Origin of the sequence: Micromonospora sp. NPDC005252 (genome assembly GCF_042872475.1) — a bacterium.
Taxonomy (GTDB): domain Bacteria; phylum Actinomycetota; class Actinomycetes; order Mycobacteriales; family Micromonosporaceae; genus Micromonospora.
Window position 1 is genome coordinate 587675 of the sequence record NZ_JBIAKN010000002.1, and the last position, 17011, is coordinate 604685.

Here is a 17011-nt window from a genome sequence, read left to right on the forward strand (position 1 = left end):
ATGAGGACATGCCCACCCTGCGTCTCGCCCTGTCCCAGGTCAACCCGAGCGTCGGCGACCTCGCCGGCAATGCCGACCTGGTCCGCAGCTGGACCCGCCAGGCCGCCGACGCCGGCGCCCAGCTCGTGCTCTTTCCGGAGATGATGCTGACCGGCTACCCGGTCGAGGACCTGGTCTTCCGGCGTTCCTTCGTCGCCGCGTCCCAGGCCGCCCTCCAGCGGCTCGCCGCCGACCTCGCCGAGGACGGTCTCGGTGACCTGCCGGTCGTGGTCGGCTACCTGGACGCCGACGGGCCGCCGCAGATCAGCGGGGACGCCGAGCCGGGCCGGGGTGCCCGCAACGCCGCCGCGCTGCTGCACCGGGGCACGGTGGTCGCCCGCTACTTCAAGCACCACCTGCCCAACTACGGCGTCTTCGACGAGGACCGCTACTTCGTCTCCGGCGACCAGCTGACCGTGGTGCGGATCGGCGGGGTGGACGTCGCGCTGACCATCTGCGAGGACCTGTGGCAGGCCGGCGGCCCGTTCGCCGCCGCCCGGCAGGCCGGCGTCGGCCTGGTGGTCAACATCAACGGTTCGCCGTACGAGCTGAACAAGGACGACATCCGGCTGCCGTTGGTTCGCCGCCGGGCCGCCGAGGCGAACGCCGCCATCGCGTACGTCAACATGATTGGCGGCCAGGACGAGCTGGTCTTCGAGGGCGACTCGATGATCGTCACCTCCGACGGCGAGCTGCTCACCCGCGCCCCGCAGTTCGTCGAGCACCTGCTCGTGCACGACGTCGAGCTGCCGGCCGCGACCACGGCCCCGGGCAGCCGGAACGTCGCGGACGACATGCGGGTCGCGCACCACACCGTGGACGTGATCCCGCCCGCGCCGTCCGGCCCGGCCGCCGTCGGCGGGCTGATCGAGCCGGTGGCCGACGAGGCCGAGGTGTGGCACGCGCTGGTGCTCGGCCTGCGCGACTACGTCAACAAGAACCGGTTCGCGTCGGTGGCGCTCGGCCTCTCCGGCGGCATCGACTCGGCGGTGGTGGCCGCCCTCGCCGTCGACGCGCTCGGCCCGGACCGGGTGGTCGGGGTGTCGCTGCCCAGCCAGCACTCCTCCGAGCACTCCCGTGAGGACGCCGCCGACCTGGCCAAGCGCACCGGGCTGGACTACCGCGTCGAGCCGATCCAGCCGATGGTGGACGCCTTCCTCGCCAACCTGTCGCTGTCCGGGATCGCCGTGGAGAACCTCCAGGCCCGGGTCCGCGGTGTCATCCTGATGGCGCTGTCGAACCAGGAGGGCCACCTGGTGCTCACCACCGGCAACAAGAGCGAGCTGGCGGTCGGCTACTCCACCCTGTACGGCGACTCGGTGGGCGGCTTCAACCCGATCAAGGACGTTTGGAAGACGCTGGTCTGGCGGCTGGCGAAGTGGCGCAACGCGGACGCGGCCCGCCGCGGCGAGACCGCCCCGATCCCGGAGAACTCGATCGGCAAGCCGCCGAGCGCCGAGCTGAGCCCGGGCCAGCTCGACAGCGATTCCCTGCCCGACTACGACGTGCTGGACCCGATCCTGATCGGCTACGTCGACGGCGACCTGGGCCGCGACGGGCTGATCGAGTCGGGCCACGACCCGGCCGTCGTCGACAAGGTGCTGCGGCTGGTGGATACCGCCGAGTACAAGCGACGCCAGTCGGCGCCCGGCACGAAGATCTCCATGAAGGCGTTCGGCCGCGACCGTCGTCTGCCGATCACCAACCGCTGGCGCGAGCACGGCTGAGCCCGTCCTCCCGGGCCGGGTGACTGACCCGGCCCGGCGCGGCGGTCGTGAGTGACATCTTCCACTGCGCCCTGCCGTCACCGGGCCTGGCGGTGCGACGATCGCGACGGAACCCGGGGACCGCGCAGGCGGCCTCGAGGAAGGAGACAGTCATGACCGAGTCCACTCCCAACGAGGTGACCGCGCTGTACGGCGGACCGGCCACCCGTCGGGTCCGCACCCGCGACCTGATCGCCGCCAAGGAGCGTGGCGAGCGGTGGCCGATGCTCACCTCGTACGACCAGTACACGGCGGGCATCTTCGACCGGGCCGGCGTGCCGGTGCTGCTGGTCGGCGACTCGGCCGCGAACAACGTGTTCGGCTACGAGACCACCCTGCCGGTGACCGCCGACGACCTGCTTCCCCTGGTACGGGCCGTGGTGCGCTCGACCCAGCAGGCCCTCGTCGTCGGTGACCTGCCCTTCGGCTCGTACGAGGAGGGCCCCACCCAGGCGCTGCGCACCGCCGTACGGTTCATGAAGGAGGGTGGCTGCCACGCGGTGAAGCTGGAGGGCGGCCGACGCTGCGCCGCGCAGATCGCCGCGATCGTCGGGGCCGGCATCCCGGTGATGGCGCACATCGGCTTCACCCCGCAGAGCGAGCACACCCTGGGCGGCTACCGCGTACAGGGCCGGGGCGACACGGCCGACGAGGTGCTGGCCGACGCGCGGGCGGTGGCCGAGGCCGGCGCGTTCGCGGTGGTGCTGGAGATGGTGCCGGGTGAGGTGGCCAAGCAGATCACCCACGAACTGGCGATCCCCACGGTCGGCATCGGCGCCGGCCCGGACACCGACGCCCAGGTGCTGGTCTGGCAGGACATGGCCGGCCTACGCACCGGCAAGGCGCCGCGCTTCGTGAAGCGCTACGCCGACCTGGCCGACGTCCTCACCGGCGCCACCCGCCGCTTCGCCGACGAGGTCCGCGGCGGCGAGTTCCCGGCAGCCGAACACACCTTCTAGAGCGCTGCACGGGCCACGAGCCGCAGGCCGAGTCCGTGGGCCACGGGCCAAGTCCCTGGGCCACGGGCCAAGTCCCTGGGCCGCAGGCCGAGTCCGCAGGCCGAGTCCGCAGGCCGAGTCCGCAGGCCGAGTCCGCAGGCCGAGTCCACGGGCCGCAGGCCGCGGCCGTCACCACCGGCGATCTGCGTGGCGGTGTGGCCGAATTGCCTGCTGCCCGCTCCTCGCCGGCCCCACCTCCTTTGGGCACGACGAGGGGCGGCACGGCCTAGAGGGGACTGGGAGCGGCGGGGCCGGCGGCACGGTGTTCCCATTCACCGGCTGGTCCCTCCGCTCCCAGTCTGAAGCGCTGACGGATCAATCGATCTTGGTCGCTGAAAATGTCGTACAGGTGTTCTAGTCTCGGGCCATGATGGAGGGGTTGGCGCAGGCAGAGGCCGCGGTCACGGCCTGCGCCGACACGGCGGTCTGGGCCCTTTGCGCAGACGACCTCGTCGCCGCGCTCGACGCCACGCACCGCATCGAGCAGCGCCTCGCCGCCGTCAAGCTGGCGCTGATCCGAGAGTTCGACGGCCGGCGCGCGGCGACCGCGCAGGGCGCGTCCTCCACGGCGGTGTGGCTGCGCGAGCGCCTGCACCTCACCGTCCCCGCCGCCCGCCGCCTCGTCGACCTCGCCACCGCCCTCGACACCGGCAACCCCGGCATACGACAGGCACTGGCCGACGCCGACATCACGCTCGACCAGGCCCGGGTCATCGCCGACACCGTCACCACCGTCGAGGCCGCCGCCGGCAGCGCGGCGGCCGACAAGGCGGTCGGCTTGCTGGTCGAGTGGGCTGGGCAGTTCGACCCCACCCTGCTGCGCAAACTCGGCACCCGCATCGTCGACCACGTCGCCCCCGACATCGCCGACGCCGCCGCCCAGGCCGCTCTCGACGCCGAGGCCCGACGAGCCGCCCGCGACCGCCACCTCACCCTCTCCACCCTCACCGACGGCCGTCTGCGCCTCACCGGCACCCTCGACACCGAAACCGCCGGCCTGCTCCGCGCCGCCATCGACCCACTGACCGCGCCGTCCGGCCCCGACGACCAACGCTCCCCCGGCCAACGCCGCCACGACGCCCTCGCCGACCTGTGCCGACTCAGCCTGCGTACCGGCGAGCTACCCGAGCACGGCGGCGAGCCCGCGCAGATCGTCGTCACCACCAGCTACGACGGTCTCGGCCGGCAGCTCGGCGGAGGCACGTTGGACACCGGTTTCGAGCTCGCCCCGGAGACCGTGCGGCGCCTCGCCTGCGACGCCGCCATCCTCCCCGCCGTCCTCGGCAGCGCCGGCCAACCACTCGACGTCGGCCGGCAACGCCGCCTCATCACCGGCCCACTCCGACGCGCCCTCGTGCTCCGCGACCGCGGCTGCGCCTTCCCCGGCTGCGACCGCCCACCCCGCTGGTGCGACGCCCACCACATCCGACACTGGGCCAACGGCGGCAACACCAGCCTGCCCAACGCAGTGCTCCTCTGCGGCCACCACCACCGACACATCCACCACAGCGACTGGACCGTCCAGTTGAGCGGCGACGGCCACCCCGAATTCATCCCACCGGCCTGGCTCGACCCCGAACAGGTCCCCCGCCGCAACCACTACCACCGGCGGACGTGACCACACCGAGACAGCCAATCACCCCAGTAGGGCCGTCGTTCAGCCTCGTTAGCTCGTGGTCAGATGCTGCGCGTGCGTGACCCGACAAGGGGTGCCGCGGGGTGCAACCTGGCGGCGCATGGGCCGAGCCGCCCGGCCTCGGCGCGACCGGCATGGGCGGCTCGATCGGTAGCGACACCTGGCTCGATCGGTAGCGACACCTAGTTTTCGCGCACCTGGCGAGTGTCGGGCAGGTCGAGGTACGCCAGCAGCCGCAAGAGCCCGCTCACATGCGAAAGGTCGTGCCACAGCGACACGACGACCTCCGGATCATCTCGCTGTAGGAGGCTCGTCAGCTCTGCGAGGTCGTCGCTACTCTGCCCGCAGTCGATCTCCAACTCGGGCCGCTGAACCATGCCAAATGCCGCACTCAGGGCCACGTTCCAGTAGTAGTCGACGTCGAGGTGCGATAGCTGGATCTGCGGACCGAATCGGCTCTCCGCCGCGTCCAGGAGCAACGCGCACGCTCGGCGCAGATCCGCGATCCTCAGCACCCCATCAGCATCGGTCACGCCGCATGGTCCCTCAGGGCGCTGTCATCTGACCAGCCGATTCAGAGCGACCGGGCAGAGCCTGGCCGTCCGGCCAAGAGCCGTGCGCCCGACCGTCCCTACCCGTAGCGGACGTGCGCTCTCAGAGGTCGGTGACGCGGATGCCGGCGTGCGCCTTGTAGCGCTTGTTGATGGCGATCAGATTCGCGGTGAACGCCTCGATCTGGTGGGCGTTGCGCAGCCGGCCGGCGTAGATGCCGCGCATTCCGGGGATCCGGGCGGCGAGCGCCCCGACGATGTCGACGAGTTCCCGGTCTTCGGTGCAGATCAGCACGTCGAGGTCGATCCGGTCGACCTCGGGGTCGGCCAGCAGCGGGGCGCTGACATGGTTGAACGCGGCGCAGACGCGGGAGTCGGGCAACAGCGCGGCGGCCTGCTGGACGGCGCTGCCCTCGGCGACGGGGAGGGCGTACGGGCCCTGCTTGTCGAAGCCCAGCGGGTTGACGCAGTCGACGACGATCGTTCCGGCGAGCGGCTCGGCGAGGGCGGCGACGGTGGCGGCGTGCCCGTCCCACGGGACCGCGATGATCACGACGTCGCTGCGGCGAGCGACCTCGTCGTTGGCTGCGCCGGTGATGCGGACGTCGGCCGGCATCCGGGGCAGAGCGGCGATCTCGGCGGCGGACTCGGCGGCCCGCTCCGCCGATCGGGAGCCGATCAGCACCGTCTGCCCGGCCCGGGCGAGCCGGTAGGCGAGGCCACGGCCCTGGTCGCCGGTGCCGCCGATGATGCCGACCGTCAGCCCGGACACGTCGGGCAGCGTGCTCGCGTCGTATGCCATGGGCTCATCCTCGCAAACCGCCCGGTCCGTCAGCAGCGCGAGCCGCTGTGACAATCCCCGCTACCCGAGCGAAGCACTCCCGAACGACACCGCTCAGGCCAGCTCGAACAGCACCGTGCGGGCCGTGGGGTCCGCGGTGACCAGGCGGACCCGGACCCGTTCGCCGAGCGGCAGCGCACCGAGGCAGCGGCCGCGTACCGGTGGGGCGTCCAGGGCCACCGTTCCGCCGGGCGGGCGGGGACGGGACTTGCCGTTGGGCGGGGCGTCGACGTCGAGCACCGCCGCGTCGAAGGTCTCCCCCACCCGGTGCTCCAACAGCACCGCCTCGGTGAGCTCGACGGCGCCGCGGCTGGCCGCCGAGGCGGTCCGGTCGGTGCTGGCCATCACCTCGGGCAGCCGGGGCAGCGCCGCGCGGGCCCAGTCGGGCACCTCGCGGCCCGCGTGCAGGGCCAGGCAGACCTCGGTGGCGTACCGGTCGGCGAGGCGCCGCAACGGCGCCGTGACATGGGCGTACGCGGCGGCCACCCCGCCGTGCTCCGGCTGCTCCGGCCGAGTGCCGTCGAAGGCGGTGTACGCGGCGCCGCGCATCAGCTCGGCCGCCTGGTCGATGAACGCGGCGGAGCGCGGCTGCGCGGCGTCCAGGCCGGCGATCACCTCGCCGGGGCCCGCGCCGTCCGGCCAGTGCACGCCCAGCGGAGCGGCGGCCGCCCGCAGGCGTTGCACCGCCTCCGGCCTCGGTGCCGGCATCGTCCGCAGCAGGCCCACCCCGCCGGCCAGCATGATGTCGGCAGCGGCCATCCCGGTCAGCAACGAGATCTGCGCGTTGTGCTCCTCCATCGGCACCGGCCCGCGCAGCACCAGCCGCCAGCCGTCGCCGTCGGGCTCCACGTCCTGCTCGGGTAGCGGCAGGTTGATGGCGCCACGGCGCAGGCCGCGGGCCGTCAGCCGGTCGCCGATCTCGGGCAGCAGCGCGATCGGCTCGGGCAGTCGGCCTGCCTCGGCCGCCGCCTGCACCCCGGTGTAGTCGAGTTTCGCCCGGCTGCGCACCAGGGCGCGCTCCAGCTCGACGGCCACGGTGCCGCCGTCGGCGTCCAGGTCGATGGTCCACACCACGGCGGCGCGGTCGTCGTCGGGCAGCAGGCTGGCCGCGCCCTCGCTGAGCGTCAGCGGGTGCAGCGGCACGTTGCCGTCGGGCAGGTAGACCGTCTGCCCGCGCCGCCAGGTCTCCTCCTCGAGCGCGCCGCCCGGCTCGACGTGCGCCGCGACGTCCGCGATCGCGTACCGCACCCGGTAGCCGCCGCCTGGGCGGCGGGCGAGGTGCATCGCCTGGTCCAGGTCACGTGAGGTGGCCGGGTCGACCGTCACGAACGGTATGTCGGTGCGGTCGACGGACGGCCGGGGCGGCGCGGCAGCCGCCGCGTCGGCCTCCCGTTGGGCGGCCGCCGGGAAACCCTCGGGCAGGCCGAGTTCGCGGCGCAGCGCGCCGAAGTCGATGCGGGGCGCGAGTACGCGTCGGATGACCACGGGGTCAATCCTGACAGCGCCACCGGTGATCCGCTTCCGGTGACCGGCCGAGATCTCCGTGGGTGTCGAGCCGAGGCTGCCTGCGCTCAGCCGGTCGCCTTGCGGGCGGTGCTGCGCGTACCCCGTGGGGTGGTGGCTCGTGCGGCGACCGGGCGGGCGGGCGACTTGCGGGCGGTCACCGTGCGGGCTGGCGCCTTGGCCGCGGTGGTCTTCTTCGCCGGGGCCTTCTTCGCCGCCGCCTTGCGGGCGGTGATCGACGAGGTGCCGGTCGCCTTCGCGGCCGGGGCCTTCTTCGCCGGGGCGTTGCGGGCGCCGCCGCTCGGGCGGGTGGAAGCGGTCTTCTTCGCCGCCGTCTTCTTGGCGGGCGCCTTCTTCGCCGCCGTCTTCTTCGCCGGGGCCTTCTTGGCGGCCGTCTTCTTCGCCGGGGACGCCTTGGTCGCGACCTTGCGCGCGGGCGCCTTCGCGGCGGCGGTGGTCCTCTTCGCCGCCGACGCCGTGGTCTTCTTGGCGGCGCTTGTCGTCTTCTTCGCCGTACCCGTCGTCCTGCTCGCGGCGGTGGTGCTCTTGCGCGCCGGGGACGTCGTGGTCCGCTTCGCGGCGGTGGTCGTCTTGCGGGTGGCGGGCGAGGTATTGGCCGGGGCCTTCTTCGCCGGAGCCTTCTTCGCCGCCGCGCTGGTCCTGGTCGCGGTCTTCTTCGCCGCCGCTGTCTTCTTCGCCGCAGCGGTCTTGGCGGCGGTCGTGGTGGCGGCCGTCTTGGAGGGAGCGGCCTTCTTCGCCGGGGCCTTCTTCGCCGCCGTGGTGGTCTTCTTGGCCGGGGCACGCCCCGCGCCGCCGGCCGCCTTGCGGGCCGGCGCCTTCGCGGCGCCCGTGGTGGACTTGCGCACGGGGGTGGTCCGGCTCGCCGCCGTGTTGCGCTCCGCCGCGGCGGTCTTCTTCGCGGTGGTGCGTCGGGCGGCCGGACGGGTGGTGGCCTGCTGTGCTTCGGCCATCGTGGTTCCCTCCTCGGGGACGTGCTCTCGCGTGCGTCCTCGCGGAGCACGAACTACCGCGACGCGGGCCGTCCCGCGCCGTCTACCTGTCGTCCCCGGCCCAACGGGCGTCCTCGGCCTCCCACGCCTCGTTCCGCTCCTGCACTCGCTGCAGGGCGTTCTCCGCGTCGGCTGCCGAGTTGTACGGGCCGAGGACGTGCTTCGCCGGACACACGTCGGTGTCCGTCTCGACCCGGTGGTGCCGGGTGCACCAGTAGAACTGCCCATTACGTCCGCTGTCGCTCATGGGAATCACTGTGCACCGCGAACCGGCTGACCGCCACCGGATCACACAAGTCGCCGAACCCTCTCCACAGTAGAGACGCTTACCGCGCTCCGGGCGAAAACACCGAAAGAAGTGCAGGTGGGGGCACTGGGCGCGCGAGAACGCCGGTGACCGAACGGTCGATTCCCGCGTGCGGCGGTCCGGGGCAGGATTCGTGGCCGTGATCAACATGGCGACCGGCGCGGGGGCGTGCCCGGGATGCGGAACCACCACCGCATCGCTTCGGGACGCGGTGCCGTGGTGCCCCGGCTGTGAGTGGAACCTGGACGCCTACGACCCCCGGCGGCGCGAGCGCGAGTTCGGCTGGACCTGGGTCGACCGGTGGACCCACCGGTTGGCGTTCCAGGCGACCGGGCGGCAGTTCCGCCAGTTGGTTGGCCGTCCGCTCGGTGATGACGGGTCGAGCGGGGCACGGGTGCTGACCGCGGTGGTGTCCCTGCTGCTGGTCGCGGCCGTGCTCGCCCTCGCGGTCGTCGGCGGGTGGCTGATCGTGGCGTTCCCCTTTCCCAACCTGGCGATCCTGCCGGGCGTGGCGATGGTCGGCCTGGCGGTCGCTCTCCGGCCGCGCTTCGGCCGCGTCGACCCGGATCTGGAGGTGCTGTCCCGCGACCGGGCGCCGGAGCTGTTCGGGCTGATCGACGAGGTGGCCGCGGCGATCGGCGCACCAGCGCCGCACGTGGTCGGGGTCGACGGCGACATCAACGCGTACGCGAACGCGGTCGGGGTGCGACGCCGCAGGGTGCTGGGGCTCGGGCTGCCGTTGTGGGGCTCGCTTCCCGCCGGCGAACGGGTGGCGTTGCTCGGGCACGAACTCGGCCACTTCGTCAACGGCGACCCGCGTCGGGGTCTGCTCACCCAACCCGCGTTCACCATGCTCGCGTCGGCCGCCGACCTGTTCCGGCCGGTACGGACCACCATCGGCGCCGGCCTGGTGGAGATGGTGGGTGACGCGCTGGGCCGCGCGTTCCAGTGGGTGGTGTCCCGGGTGCTGTTCGGCGCGCACCTGGTGCTGGTGAGCGTGGCGCTGCGGGACAGCCAGCGCGCCGAGTACCTGGCCGACGACCTGGCCGCCCGGGTCGCCGGCACGACGGCCGCCACCGGCCTGCTCGACGCCCTGCTGGCCGGCGAGTCGATGGCGTTGGCGGTGCGCGTCCAGACGCGGGCGGGGCACGGCCCGGACCGCTGGCGATCGGCGTTCGCCGAGGCCCGGGCGGCGAGCAGCGACCGGCTGCCGCTGCTGCGCCAACTGTCGGTCCGCGACGAGGCCTCGCTCTTCGCCGCCCACCCGCCGATCGGGCTACGCCGCCGGATGCTCGCCGGACGCCCGTGGCAGGACCCTGCTGTGGTGCTCACCCCCGCCCGGATGGAGCGGATCGACGCCGAGCTGGCCGGGGAGTACGCGCGCTTTCGTCGTACCGTCGCCTGGTCGGGCTGAGCGCGGCGCGGCGCTGCCGGGACGGCGGCGGGCGCCCACGCGCGGCCTATGATCGCCCGATGGCGGTACCTGACTACATCGTGGGGATGCGCAAACACGTCGGCCACGACCTGCTGTGGCTGCCCAGCGTCAGCGCGGTGATCCGCAACGACGCCGGCGAGGTGCTGCTCGGCCAGCGCTCCGACGACGGACGGTGGTCGGTGATCAGCGGCTTCGTGGAGCCGGGCGAGCAGCCGGCCACCGCGCTCGTCCGGGAGGTACGGGAGGAGACGGGCCTGGACGTGACGCCGGTACGGCTGTCCAGTGCCGTCTCGCACCCGCACACCTACCCCAACGGGGACCACTGCGAATACCTGAACCTGGGCTTCGTCTGCCGGGTCGTGGCCGGCACCGCCCGGGTCAACGACGACGATTCGCTGGCCGTGCGGTGGTTCCCGCTCGATCGGCTGCCCGAGTTGGACAAGCACGCGCTGCTGGTCCTCGCCTACGCGCTGCGCGAGAACCCGTCAGCCGGCTACCTCCCGCCCGGCACGACCTGGGACGACGTCCCCGCCTGAGCCGCGTCCGTCAGGCCGCGACGCGCTCGACGGGGATCCATAGTTCGGCGTCCGCCGTGGTCCCGTCCGTGGACACCCGGACCCGGGAGATCTCCGGTCCCGGTCGGCTGCGGTACGGGTTGGACGGGAACCACTGGGTGAAGACGTCCCGCCACAGGTACTGCACGGCCTGCGGGAACGCGCCGGAGGTGGTGAACACCGCCCACGTTCCGGCCGCCACCGGCAGCGCGTCCAGGTCCTCCGGCGGCGTGGCGCCGGTGACCGCCCCGTGCCAGTAGTCCAGCTCGCTGCCCTCGGCCCGATCGTCGGCGAGGTTGTCGCTGACGTTGACGATCCCGGCCGGCTCCTGATCGGAGAGCGCCTCGATCCGGGCCGTCGTTCCCGCGTCGATGCTGCGGATGAACGCGACGATCGCCGGGTTCATCCCCTCGTGCACCAGCGGGACGCGGGCCTTGCGCCCCACCAGCGCGAACGCGTCCTTGGTGACGATGCGGTACTCCATGCTGCCACTCCCTTCCACGGTGAGTCGGAAGGACATCCGGGGCTGGGCGCGCAGCGCTGCCCCCGTACGCCGAGCTTCTCCCGGCCCCACGCCGTGCACGGCGTGGAACGCCCGGGCGAACGCCTCGGCCGATCCGTAGCCGTAGCGCACGGCGACGTCGAGCAACGTCCGCTCCCCCGCCAGCACGTCCGCTCCGGCGACGGTGAGCCGACGCCGACGGATGTACTCCGACAGCGGCATGCCGGCCAGCGCGGAGAACAGCCGCCGGAAGTGGTACTCCGACGTCAGCGCGATCCGCGCCAGGTCGGCCACCTCGATCTGCTGGTTGAGGTGCCGCTCGATGTGCGCCATGGCCTCGTTGAGCCGCTCCAGCACCCGGACCTCCTTCCCCTTACGAGCAGCAACGCTAGGAGGCAGGGCAGGTGGCCCACCCGACATCCGATGCCCGCAACGGTCGGGTGGGCGGGGAGGCAGGGCTGGCAGCCGGCGGCGGCCACGGCTCAGCGGGGTGACTGCTGCATGATCCAGGTGGGCCTGGGCTCCGACAGCGACCCCACCACCTCCCAGCCGGCGCGGCGGTACAGCTCGACGTTGGCGGGGTTGCTGGTCTCCAGGATCGCCGGCAGGCCGTCGGCGGCGGCGCGGGCCAGCCCGGCCCGCATCACCGCGCGGCCCCAGCCGCGTCCGGCGCTGTCCGGGTGGGTGCCGAGGACACCGAGATACCAGAACGGGTACGTCGGCAGGGCCGCGTGCACGGCCTCGTCGTAGCCCTGAACGCGGGCCCACACGTCAGCCGGGTATCGAGCTTCCGCCGGCGATCCGTGCCCAGCCGCCGGGGATTCGGCCGGGGGCTCCCAGATGGCGACGGACGCACCCCCGCCGATCGTCCAGATCGACGACCGGTGCACCCGCCTGTCGAAGAGGTTCCCGAAGAAGGTGGCGGCGTAGCGCGGATAGGTCGCCTCGTCGGGGAACAGGTGCCGCAGGATGGGATCCTTGACGAACGCGGCGACCAGCGAGTCGACCACCGCGGAACGGTCTGCTGGCGTGGCGATGGAGATCTCGGGCGCTGTCACAGCAGGCGACACTATCGCGTGCGGACGCCTTGACCCTGACACGGTGGCAGGACGAAGACTTGCCCCATGGACATCGACAACTACCGACAGCACTCCCCGTACAGCGACCCCGGCGGTTCGACGGCTACGACATCGATCCGACGGCAGGGCTCTTCGACTCGGCGGCGCGGGTCTGGTCGGCGTACCGGTCCGGGGCGATCGATCCCGACTCCTACGGCGTGAGCCCGGAACTGCCGACCCGCGGCCCGTGGTTCATCCATGACTACGTCCTGCACGAGCTGGCCCATCGGCAAAAGGACGAGTTGCTGCTCTGGGACGGCTTCGGCGCGATGACCGACGACCTCGCCGACGCCGACCTCACCCTCGTGGACGAGATCGCCGCGTTACTGCTCGCCGCCGACGACGGCGACGAGGCCGCGGAGAAGACACTCGCCGACCGGTACGCGACGGACGCCCGCCTACGCCCCGGCCCCGAGGTACGCAGGCGGCCGTCCTCCAGGACGCCGTTGCCATCGGCGTCGACGTCGACCCCGTGGGAGGGGCCGGGAGCCTCGCCGTCGAGGAGCACCCGGAACGGGATCGACCGTCCCGCCCCGGGGGTCAGCACGAGATGCGCGTCGCGGGCGTGGAACCGGAAGGCGATGCTGCCGCCGGCTTGATCGACCACGACGTTCTCCGACCCGATCGTCCACTCCCCGGCCAGGGCCCACTGGTTGAGGGCCAGGGCATCGGGGAGGTCGTAGGCGCGGCGTTCGTCGAGCGCGGGGCCGTTCGGCGACGCGAAGTGTTCGCCGCGACTGAACCCGAGGTACGTCTCGGGCGTCCGCAGGTTGCCCCAGTCGGCCTCCGCCTCCGGGCCGAGCCCGTTGACGGGTACGGGGTCGCGCTCGACGCCGAGCAGTTGCTGAAGCCTGCGCTCGGACTGCTCGTAGCGCCCCTCTCCGAAGTGCTCGTCGCGGATGACGCCGTCCGTGTCGACGAAGTACAGCGCTGGCCAGTACTGGTTGTCGAAGGCACGCCAGATCGCGTAGTCGTTGTCGACCGCGACCGGGTAGTCGATCGAGCGCGCCGCGACCGCCCGGCGCACCCAGTCGACCTGATGCTCGAAGGTGAACTCCGGCGTGTGCACCCCGACGACGACGAGGCCGTCGTCGCGGTAGGCCTGCGACCAGGCCCGGACGTACGGCTCCTGGCGCAGCCAGTTGATGCAGGTCAGCGTCCAGAAGTTCACCAGGACGACGCGACCCCGCAGCTCGGCGGGGCCGAGCGGCTCGGAGTTGAGCCACTCGACCGCCCCGTTCAGCGGGGGCAGGTGCACCGCCATCTAGCGAAGCGACCGGAAGGCGGTGCGAAGCTCTTCGGAGAAGATTTTCGGCTGCTCCCAGGCCGCGAAGTGCCCGCCGACGTCGAGCTTGTTGAAGTAGATGAGGTTCGGGTACGCCTGCTCCGCCCAACTCTGCGGGGCCTCGTACAGCTCGTCGGGGAAGACGCTCACGGCCACCGGGACGTTGACGCCCTTGGCGGCGAAGAAGGAGAGCTTGTTCTCCGCGTACAGGCGGGCCGCCGAGATCGCGGTGTTCGTCAACCAGTAGAGCGAGATGTTGTCCAGGATGTCGTCGCGGGTCAGACCCGCCTGGGCGCCGTCGAAGACCTGCGCGATCAGGGCCAGACTCTTCGCGTCGTGGTCGAGCAGGAACGCCGCCAGGCCGACCGGAGAGTCCGCGAGCCCGGTCAGCGTCTGCGGACGCGTCGCCATCATCAGGGCGTACGCGACGTGCTTCCAGACGTAGTCCAGTTCGGTGGCCGCGCGCATCTCGTCGTCGGACAGACCCGAAGGCAGCGAACCCATGGCGTTGTTCGCGCCGGTGGTGTCGCCCTGGAACAGCAGGTCGATCTCGGGCGGCACCGCGCCGGCCATGTTGGTGTGGATGCCGAGCAGTTCCGGCGGCGCCTGCACGCCCATCTGGTCCACGATGACCGCGCCCCAGTCGCCGCCCTGGGCGACGAACCGCGAGTAGCCGAGGCGCGTCATCAGCTCGGTCCAGGCGGTCGCGATCTTCTGCGGGTTCCAGCCCAGCGCTGTCGGCTTGCCGGAGAAGCCGTGGCCGGGTAGCGACGGGATCACCACGTGGAAGGCGTCCGACGCGCTGCCGCCGTGTGCGGTGGGGTCGGTGAGCGGCTCGATGATCTTCAACTGCTCGATCACCGAACCGGGCCACCCGTGCGTGATGATGAGCGGAAGGGCGTCCTCGTGCTTCGAGCGCACGTGGATGAAGTGAATGTCCACCCCGTCGATGGTGGTCATGAACTGCGGTAGGGCGTTCAGCCGTGATTCGACCTTGCGCCAGTCGTACTCATTTTCCCAGTAACGGGCGAGGGCCTGGATCGTCGCGAGTGGCACGCCCTGCGACTGGTCGTCGACGATTTCCTTTTCCGGCCAACGGGTGGCCGCGATCCGTCGTTTCATGTCGTCCAGGTCCGCTTGCGGGATTTCCACCTGGACCGGGCGAATCTCCGTGGTGCCGGGACGTGTCTTCGTCTTGACCGCCATGCGTGCTTCCTCCCTGTCTGAGTTCGCGCCTCGCGAGGGGAATCATCGGGTGAGGGCATTGCCCGGACTTGTGCGCCAATGTCGAGAAGGGCACGCCACCGCCATATCTCGGAGCCTAGAACGCCGCACGCAGGCGCCGTGGCCATACGAGAAGTCACGGCGGACGCAACGGACTGCGCACCCGCCGGTTCCGGGGCGTGACGGTCCGCTCGACGGCTTTGCGCTGCCGTGGCACGGTGCGGCAACATCAGCCGCCGTGACGGCAGCACCAAGCACGGATCCGGAGAACGCCAACCCGGCCGGCGACAACCTCACGCCCCGGCTGAATCGGCGGGTCAGGCACTGGTTGGCCGGTACCGGGATCGCCGCCCTGGCCGCCGTACTCGGCATAACGCTCGCCGTACGCGGCGGCGCCGCCCCGGCCTGCGCCGCGCCGCCCGCGGGCAACACCGTCCACAAGGGAACTGCGAGCTTCTACGACGCGGGCCGCTCAGGCGGCACCTGCTCCTTCCCGGGCCCTCCCGCGGACCGGCTCTACGTGGCCCTCGGCGCCTCGCAGTACGCCGGGGCGGCGGCCTGCGGCAGCTACCTGGACGTCAGCGGCCCGAAGGGCACTGTCCGGGTGATGGTCATGGACCAGTGCGTCGGGTGCGGACCCAGCAAGATCGACCTCTCCGACGAGGCGTTCGCCCGGATCGCCGACCGGGCGCAGGGCATCGCGCAGGTGACGTACCGGGCGGTGGTGGACCCACCGCTCGACGGCGGCCTCACCTTCCGGATGAAGGGCGGCGCGTCGCAGTGGTGGTTCGCCGTGCAGGTCGGCAACCACGGCAACCCGCTGCGCTCGGTCGAGGCGCAGGGGTCGAGCGGGGGCTTTCGCAAGGCGGCCCGCCAGGTCGACAACTACTGGACCATCGAGGACGGGATCGGTCCCGGGCCGTACACCATCAGGGTCACCGACGTGTACGGCCACCAGACGACCGCCACCGGCATCAAGATGGTCACGAAGCAGGTCCAACGCAGCACGGCCTCCCTCGTCACGTCGACGCCGAGCAGTTCACCGTCGGCCTCGCCGAGCCCCACCATCGCGCCCTCGCCGACCCCGGCGGAGCCGACCGCACCACCGGCGACAGTCGAAGCCATCGCCGGCGCAGCCCCACTCGACCGCCCCCGCTGCTGACCAGGCGAACGAGAAGGGCGACGCTGGCCCGCAGAGAGGGATACGTGTTCCGGGTCAGCGTGAAATTGCTGCACTGCCTTGGCCTGCGCTGGAAAACCTCCGAACGTCGGACCGCTAGGGCATGCCCGCGTAGCGGAGGGGCAGCGGAGGTCGCGGCCGGCGCCAGACGACGTAGGCCATGATGACGGCGGCGGTCAGAATCACCACCGCGATGATGAAGATGTACCAAGGCGACCGGTCGCCGACCTCGCGCACTCCTAGACAGGGGTGGGTCTCGCCGTAGGTGACGCGGATACGCTCGCCGATGGTCACGGCTCGGTTCGCAGCGACCGACGAGCGAAAGCTCGCCTCACACACCTCGCCACGCTCGGTGCTGAACTGAACCGTCAGGATGGTTCGCGTCCCGCGCCCCTCGACGTCCAGCACCTCGGCCGATGTCTCCGATCCCCGCTGCTCGCCTGCGAGCGACCAGGCGACAAGCGCCACGCCCGTCATCGCGAAGGCGAGATAGAACGCCGAGAACACTCGTAGAAAAGTTCGGCTCGGCCGTCGACGGGGCATGGTCGGCACTTTAGAAGGGCCCAGCAACGCAGCCGGACGGGCGGCGCCGCTCACCCATGAGGTCGACCTGGCAGAGGCCGATGGGTTCGAGCCTCGCGAGAACCTGGTACGCGCGCCGTACCGGAGCGAGGTGCGTCTCCGGCTGGCGGACGGTCAACTCCGGGTTGAACTGCTGGCGTCGGCCTGGGGTATGCCGCGCCGTCACCGCCGGCCGCCCGCAGTGCGGCTCGCACACGGCGAATGGCTGCGCTGGCAGATCAACTACCGTTTCACCGGGATGAATGGTGGCACGTGGCTGTACCGGCTGGACACCCTCAACCTGGCGCACGGTGCGGTTCCGGTCGACACCTTCCTCGGCGATCCGCCTCGATCCATCGACGAACGCGGACACATCTGGTAGCTACCCGCGTGGACGCGGTGCTGCGTGAACTCGCCGAGCTGCTTTGGGGCACGCCGAAGGCCCACGAAAGAGAGAAGAGACACTCTCTGACGCCCGTTGACAGGTGTTTCAGGCGAGTG

Annotated in this window: 17 protein-coding genes; 7 read left to right on the top strand and 10 right to left on the bottom strand. The window is 71.8% G+C overall.

The window, feature by feature from the left end:
• Positions 1-8: 8 nt before the first annotated feature.
• The 3 genes from ACFYPH_RS08465 (at position 9) to ACFYPH_RS08475 (ending at position 4421) form a co-directional block, all read left to right on the top strand.
• Positions 9-1766, top strand: coding sequence for an NAD+ synthase (locus tag ACFYPH_RS08465; RefSeq protein WP_387180195.1), 1758 nt, complete (start codon positions 9-11; stop codon positions 1764-1766).
• A gap of 152 nt (positions 1767-1918) precedes the next feature.
• Complete coding sequence (gene panB, locus ACFYPH_RS08470; protein ID WP_387180198.1) at positions 1919-2764, top strand: 3-methyl-2-oxobutanoate hydroxymethyltransferase; 846 nt, start codon at positions 1919-1921, stop codon at positions 2762-2764.
• A 406-nt stretch (positions 2765-3170) separates the two neighbouring features.
• Positions 3171-4421 carry a DUF222 domain-containing protein gene (locus ACFYPH_RS08475; protein WP_387180200.1) on the top strand — a complete coding sequence of 417 codons (1251 nt, stop codon included), beginning with the start codon at positions 3171-3173 and terminating at the stop codon, positions 4419-4421.
• A gap of 200 nt (positions 4422-4621) precedes the next feature.
• Here ACFYPH_RS08475 and ACFYPH_RS08480 read toward each other — a convergent pair whose 3' ends face one another.
• The 5 genes from ACFYPH_RS08480 to ACFYPH_RS08500 form a co-directional block, all read right to left on the bottom strand.
• Positions 4622-4972: a hypothetical protein gene (locus ACFYPH_RS08480; protein ID WP_387180202.1), complete on the bottom strand. Its 351-nt coding sequence runs from the start codon at positions 4970-4972 to the stop codon at positions 4622-4624.
• A gap of 121 nt (positions 4973-5093) precedes the next feature.
• Positions 5094-5792 (bottom strand): NADPH-dependent F420 reductase, encoded by a 699-nt coding sequence (npdG, locus tag ACFYPH_RS08485; protein WP_354856662.1) that lies wholly within the window; start codon positions 5790-5792, stop codon positions 5094-5096.
• 93 nt (positions 5793-5885) lie between these two features.
• On the bottom strand, positions 5886-7316 hold the full coding sequence (locus ACFYPH_RS08490) for an RNB domain-containing ribonuclease (RefSeq protein ID WP_387180205.1): 1431 nt from the start codon (positions 7314-7316) through the stop codon (positions 5886-5888).
• Between the two features lie 86 nt (positions 7317-7402).
• A complete protein-coding gene (locus tag ACFYPH_RS08495; protein WP_387180208.1) occupies positions 7403-8305 on the bottom strand; it encodes a histone in 903 nt (300 codons plus the stop codon).
• An 82-nt stretch (positions 8306-8387) separates the two neighbouring features.
• Positions 8388-8591 (bottom strand): hypothetical protein, encoded by a 204-nt coding sequence (locus ACFYPH_RS08500; protein WP_354856657.1) that lies wholly within the window; start codon positions 8589-8591, stop codon positions 8388-8390.
• 208 nt (positions 8592-8799) lie between these two features.
• On the opposite strand from ACFYPH_RS08500, the gene ACFYPH_RS08505 reads away from it, so the two are divergent.
• Positions 8800-10065, top strand: coding sequence for a M48 family metallopeptidase (locus ACFYPH_RS08505; RefSeq protein WP_387180557.1), 1266 nt, complete (start codon positions 8800-8802; stop codon positions 10063-10065).
• A gap of 59 nt (positions 10066-10124) precedes the next feature.
• Positions 10125-10622 carry an NUDIX domain-containing protein gene (locus ACFYPH_RS08510; protein ID WP_387180211.1) on the top strand — a complete coding sequence of 166 codons (498 nt, stop codon included), beginning with the start codon at positions 10125-10127 and terminating at the stop codon, positions 10620-10622.
• Positions 10623-10632: 10 nt separating this feature from the next.
• On the opposite strand, the gene ACFYPH_RS08515 is transcribed toward ACFYPH_RS08510, so the two are convergent.
• The 4 genes from ACFYPH_RS08515 to ACFYPH_RS08530 form a co-directional block, all read right to left on the bottom strand.
• The gene (locus tag ACFYPH_RS08515; RefSeq protein ID WP_387180214.1) at positions 10633-11499 is read right to left on the bottom strand and encodes a helix-turn-helix domain-containing protein; all 867 of its coding nucleotides are present in this window, start codon (positions 11497-11499) and stop codon (positions 10633-10635) included.
• A 125-nt stretch (positions 11500-11624) separates the two neighbouring features.
• The gene (locus tag ACFYPH_RS08520; RefSeq protein ID WP_387180216.1) at positions 11625-12200 is read right to left on the bottom strand and encodes a GNAT family N-acetyltransferase; all 576 of its coding nucleotides are present in this window, start codon (positions 12198-12200) and stop codon (positions 11625-11627) included.
• A 262-nt stretch (positions 12201-12462) separates the two neighbouring features.
• Positions 12463-13524, bottom strand: coding sequence for a redoxin family protein (locus ACFYPH_RS08525; RefSeq protein WP_387180218.1), 1062 nt, complete (start codon positions 13522-13524; stop codon positions 12463-12465).
• Entirely contained in the window at positions 13525-14751 is a 1227-nt protein-coding gene (locus ACFYPH_RS08530; protein ID WP_355064309.1) for an epoxide hydrolase family protein, read from the bottom strand.
• A gap of 256 nt (positions 14752-15007) precedes the next feature.
• Here ACFYPH_RS08530 and ACFYPH_RS08535 point away from each other — a divergent pair, with 256 nt between their 5' ends.
• Positions 15008-15931 carry an expansin EXLX1 family cellulose-binding protein gene (locus ACFYPH_RS08535; RefSeq protein WP_387180221.1) on the top strand — a complete coding sequence of 308 codons (924 nt, stop codon included), beginning with the start codon at positions 15008-15010 and terminating at the stop codon, positions 15929-15931.
• Between the two features lie 114 nt (positions 15932-16045).
• Here ACFYPH_RS08535 and ACFYPH_RS08540 read toward each other — a convergent pair whose 3' ends face one another.
• Positions 16046-16456, bottom strand: coding sequence for a hypothetical protein (locus ACFYPH_RS08540; protein ID WP_387180224.1), 411 nt, complete (start codon positions 16454-16456; stop codon positions 16046-16048).
• A gap of 34 nt (positions 16457-16490) precedes the next feature.
• On the opposite strand from ACFYPH_RS08540, the gene ACFYPH_RS08545 reads away from it, so the two are divergent.
• Positions 16491-16892 carry a hypothetical protein gene (locus ACFYPH_RS08545; protein ID WP_355064303.1) on the top strand — a complete coding sequence of 134 codons (402 nt, stop codon included), beginning with the start codon at positions 16491-16493 and terminating at the stop codon, positions 16890-16892.
• The last annotated feature ends 119 nt before the right edge of the window (positions 16893-17011 follow it).

Bases quoted from the DNA above. Each gene is read 5' to 3' on its own strand.
- npdG (WP_354856662.1), bottom strand. From the start codon at position 5,792: ATGGCATACGACGCGAGCACGCTGCCCGACGTGTCCGGGCTGACGGTC.
- ACFYPH_RS08510 (WP_387180211.1), top strand. From the start codon at position 10,125: ATGGCGGTACCTGACTACATCGTGGGGATGCGCAAACACGTCGGCCAC.
- ACFYPH_RS08545 (WP_355064303.1), top strand. From the start codon at position 16,491: ATGGTCGGCACTTTAGAAGGGCCCAGCAACGCAGCCGGACGGGCGGCG.
- ACFYPH_RS08500 (WP_354856657.1), bottom strand. From the start codon at position 8,591: ATGAGCGACAGCGGACGTAATGGGCAGTTCTACTGGTGCACCCGGCAC.
- ACFYPH_RS08505 (WP_387180557.1), top strand. From the start codon at position 8,800: ATGGCGACCGGCGCGGGGGCGTGCCCGGGATGCGGAACCACCACCGCA.
- panB (WP_387180198.1), top strand. From the start codon at position 1,919: ATGACCGAGTCCACTCCCAACGAGGTGACCGCGCTGTACGGCGGACCG.
- ACFYPH_RS08525 (WP_387180218.1), bottom strand. From the start codon at position 13,524: ATGGCGGTGCACCTGCCCCCGCTGAACGGGGCGGTCGAGTGGCTCAAC.
- ACFYPH_RS08495 (WP_387180208.1), bottom strand. From the start codon at position 8,305: ATGGCCGAAGCACAGCAGGCCACCACCCGTCCGGCCGCCCGACGCACC.
- ACFYPH_RS08475 (WP_387180200.1), top strand. From the start codon at position 3,171: ATGATGGAGGGGTTGGCGCAGGCAGAGGCCGCGGTCACGGCCTGCGCC.
- ACFYPH_RS08530 (WP_355064309.1), bottom strand. From the start codon at position 14,751: ATGGCGGTCAAGACGAAGACACGTCCCGGCACCACGGAGATTCGCCCG.
- ACFYPH_RS08465 (WP_387180195.1), top strand. From the start codon at position 9: ATGCCCACCCTGCGTCTCGCCCTGTCCCAGGTCAACCCGAGCGTCGGC.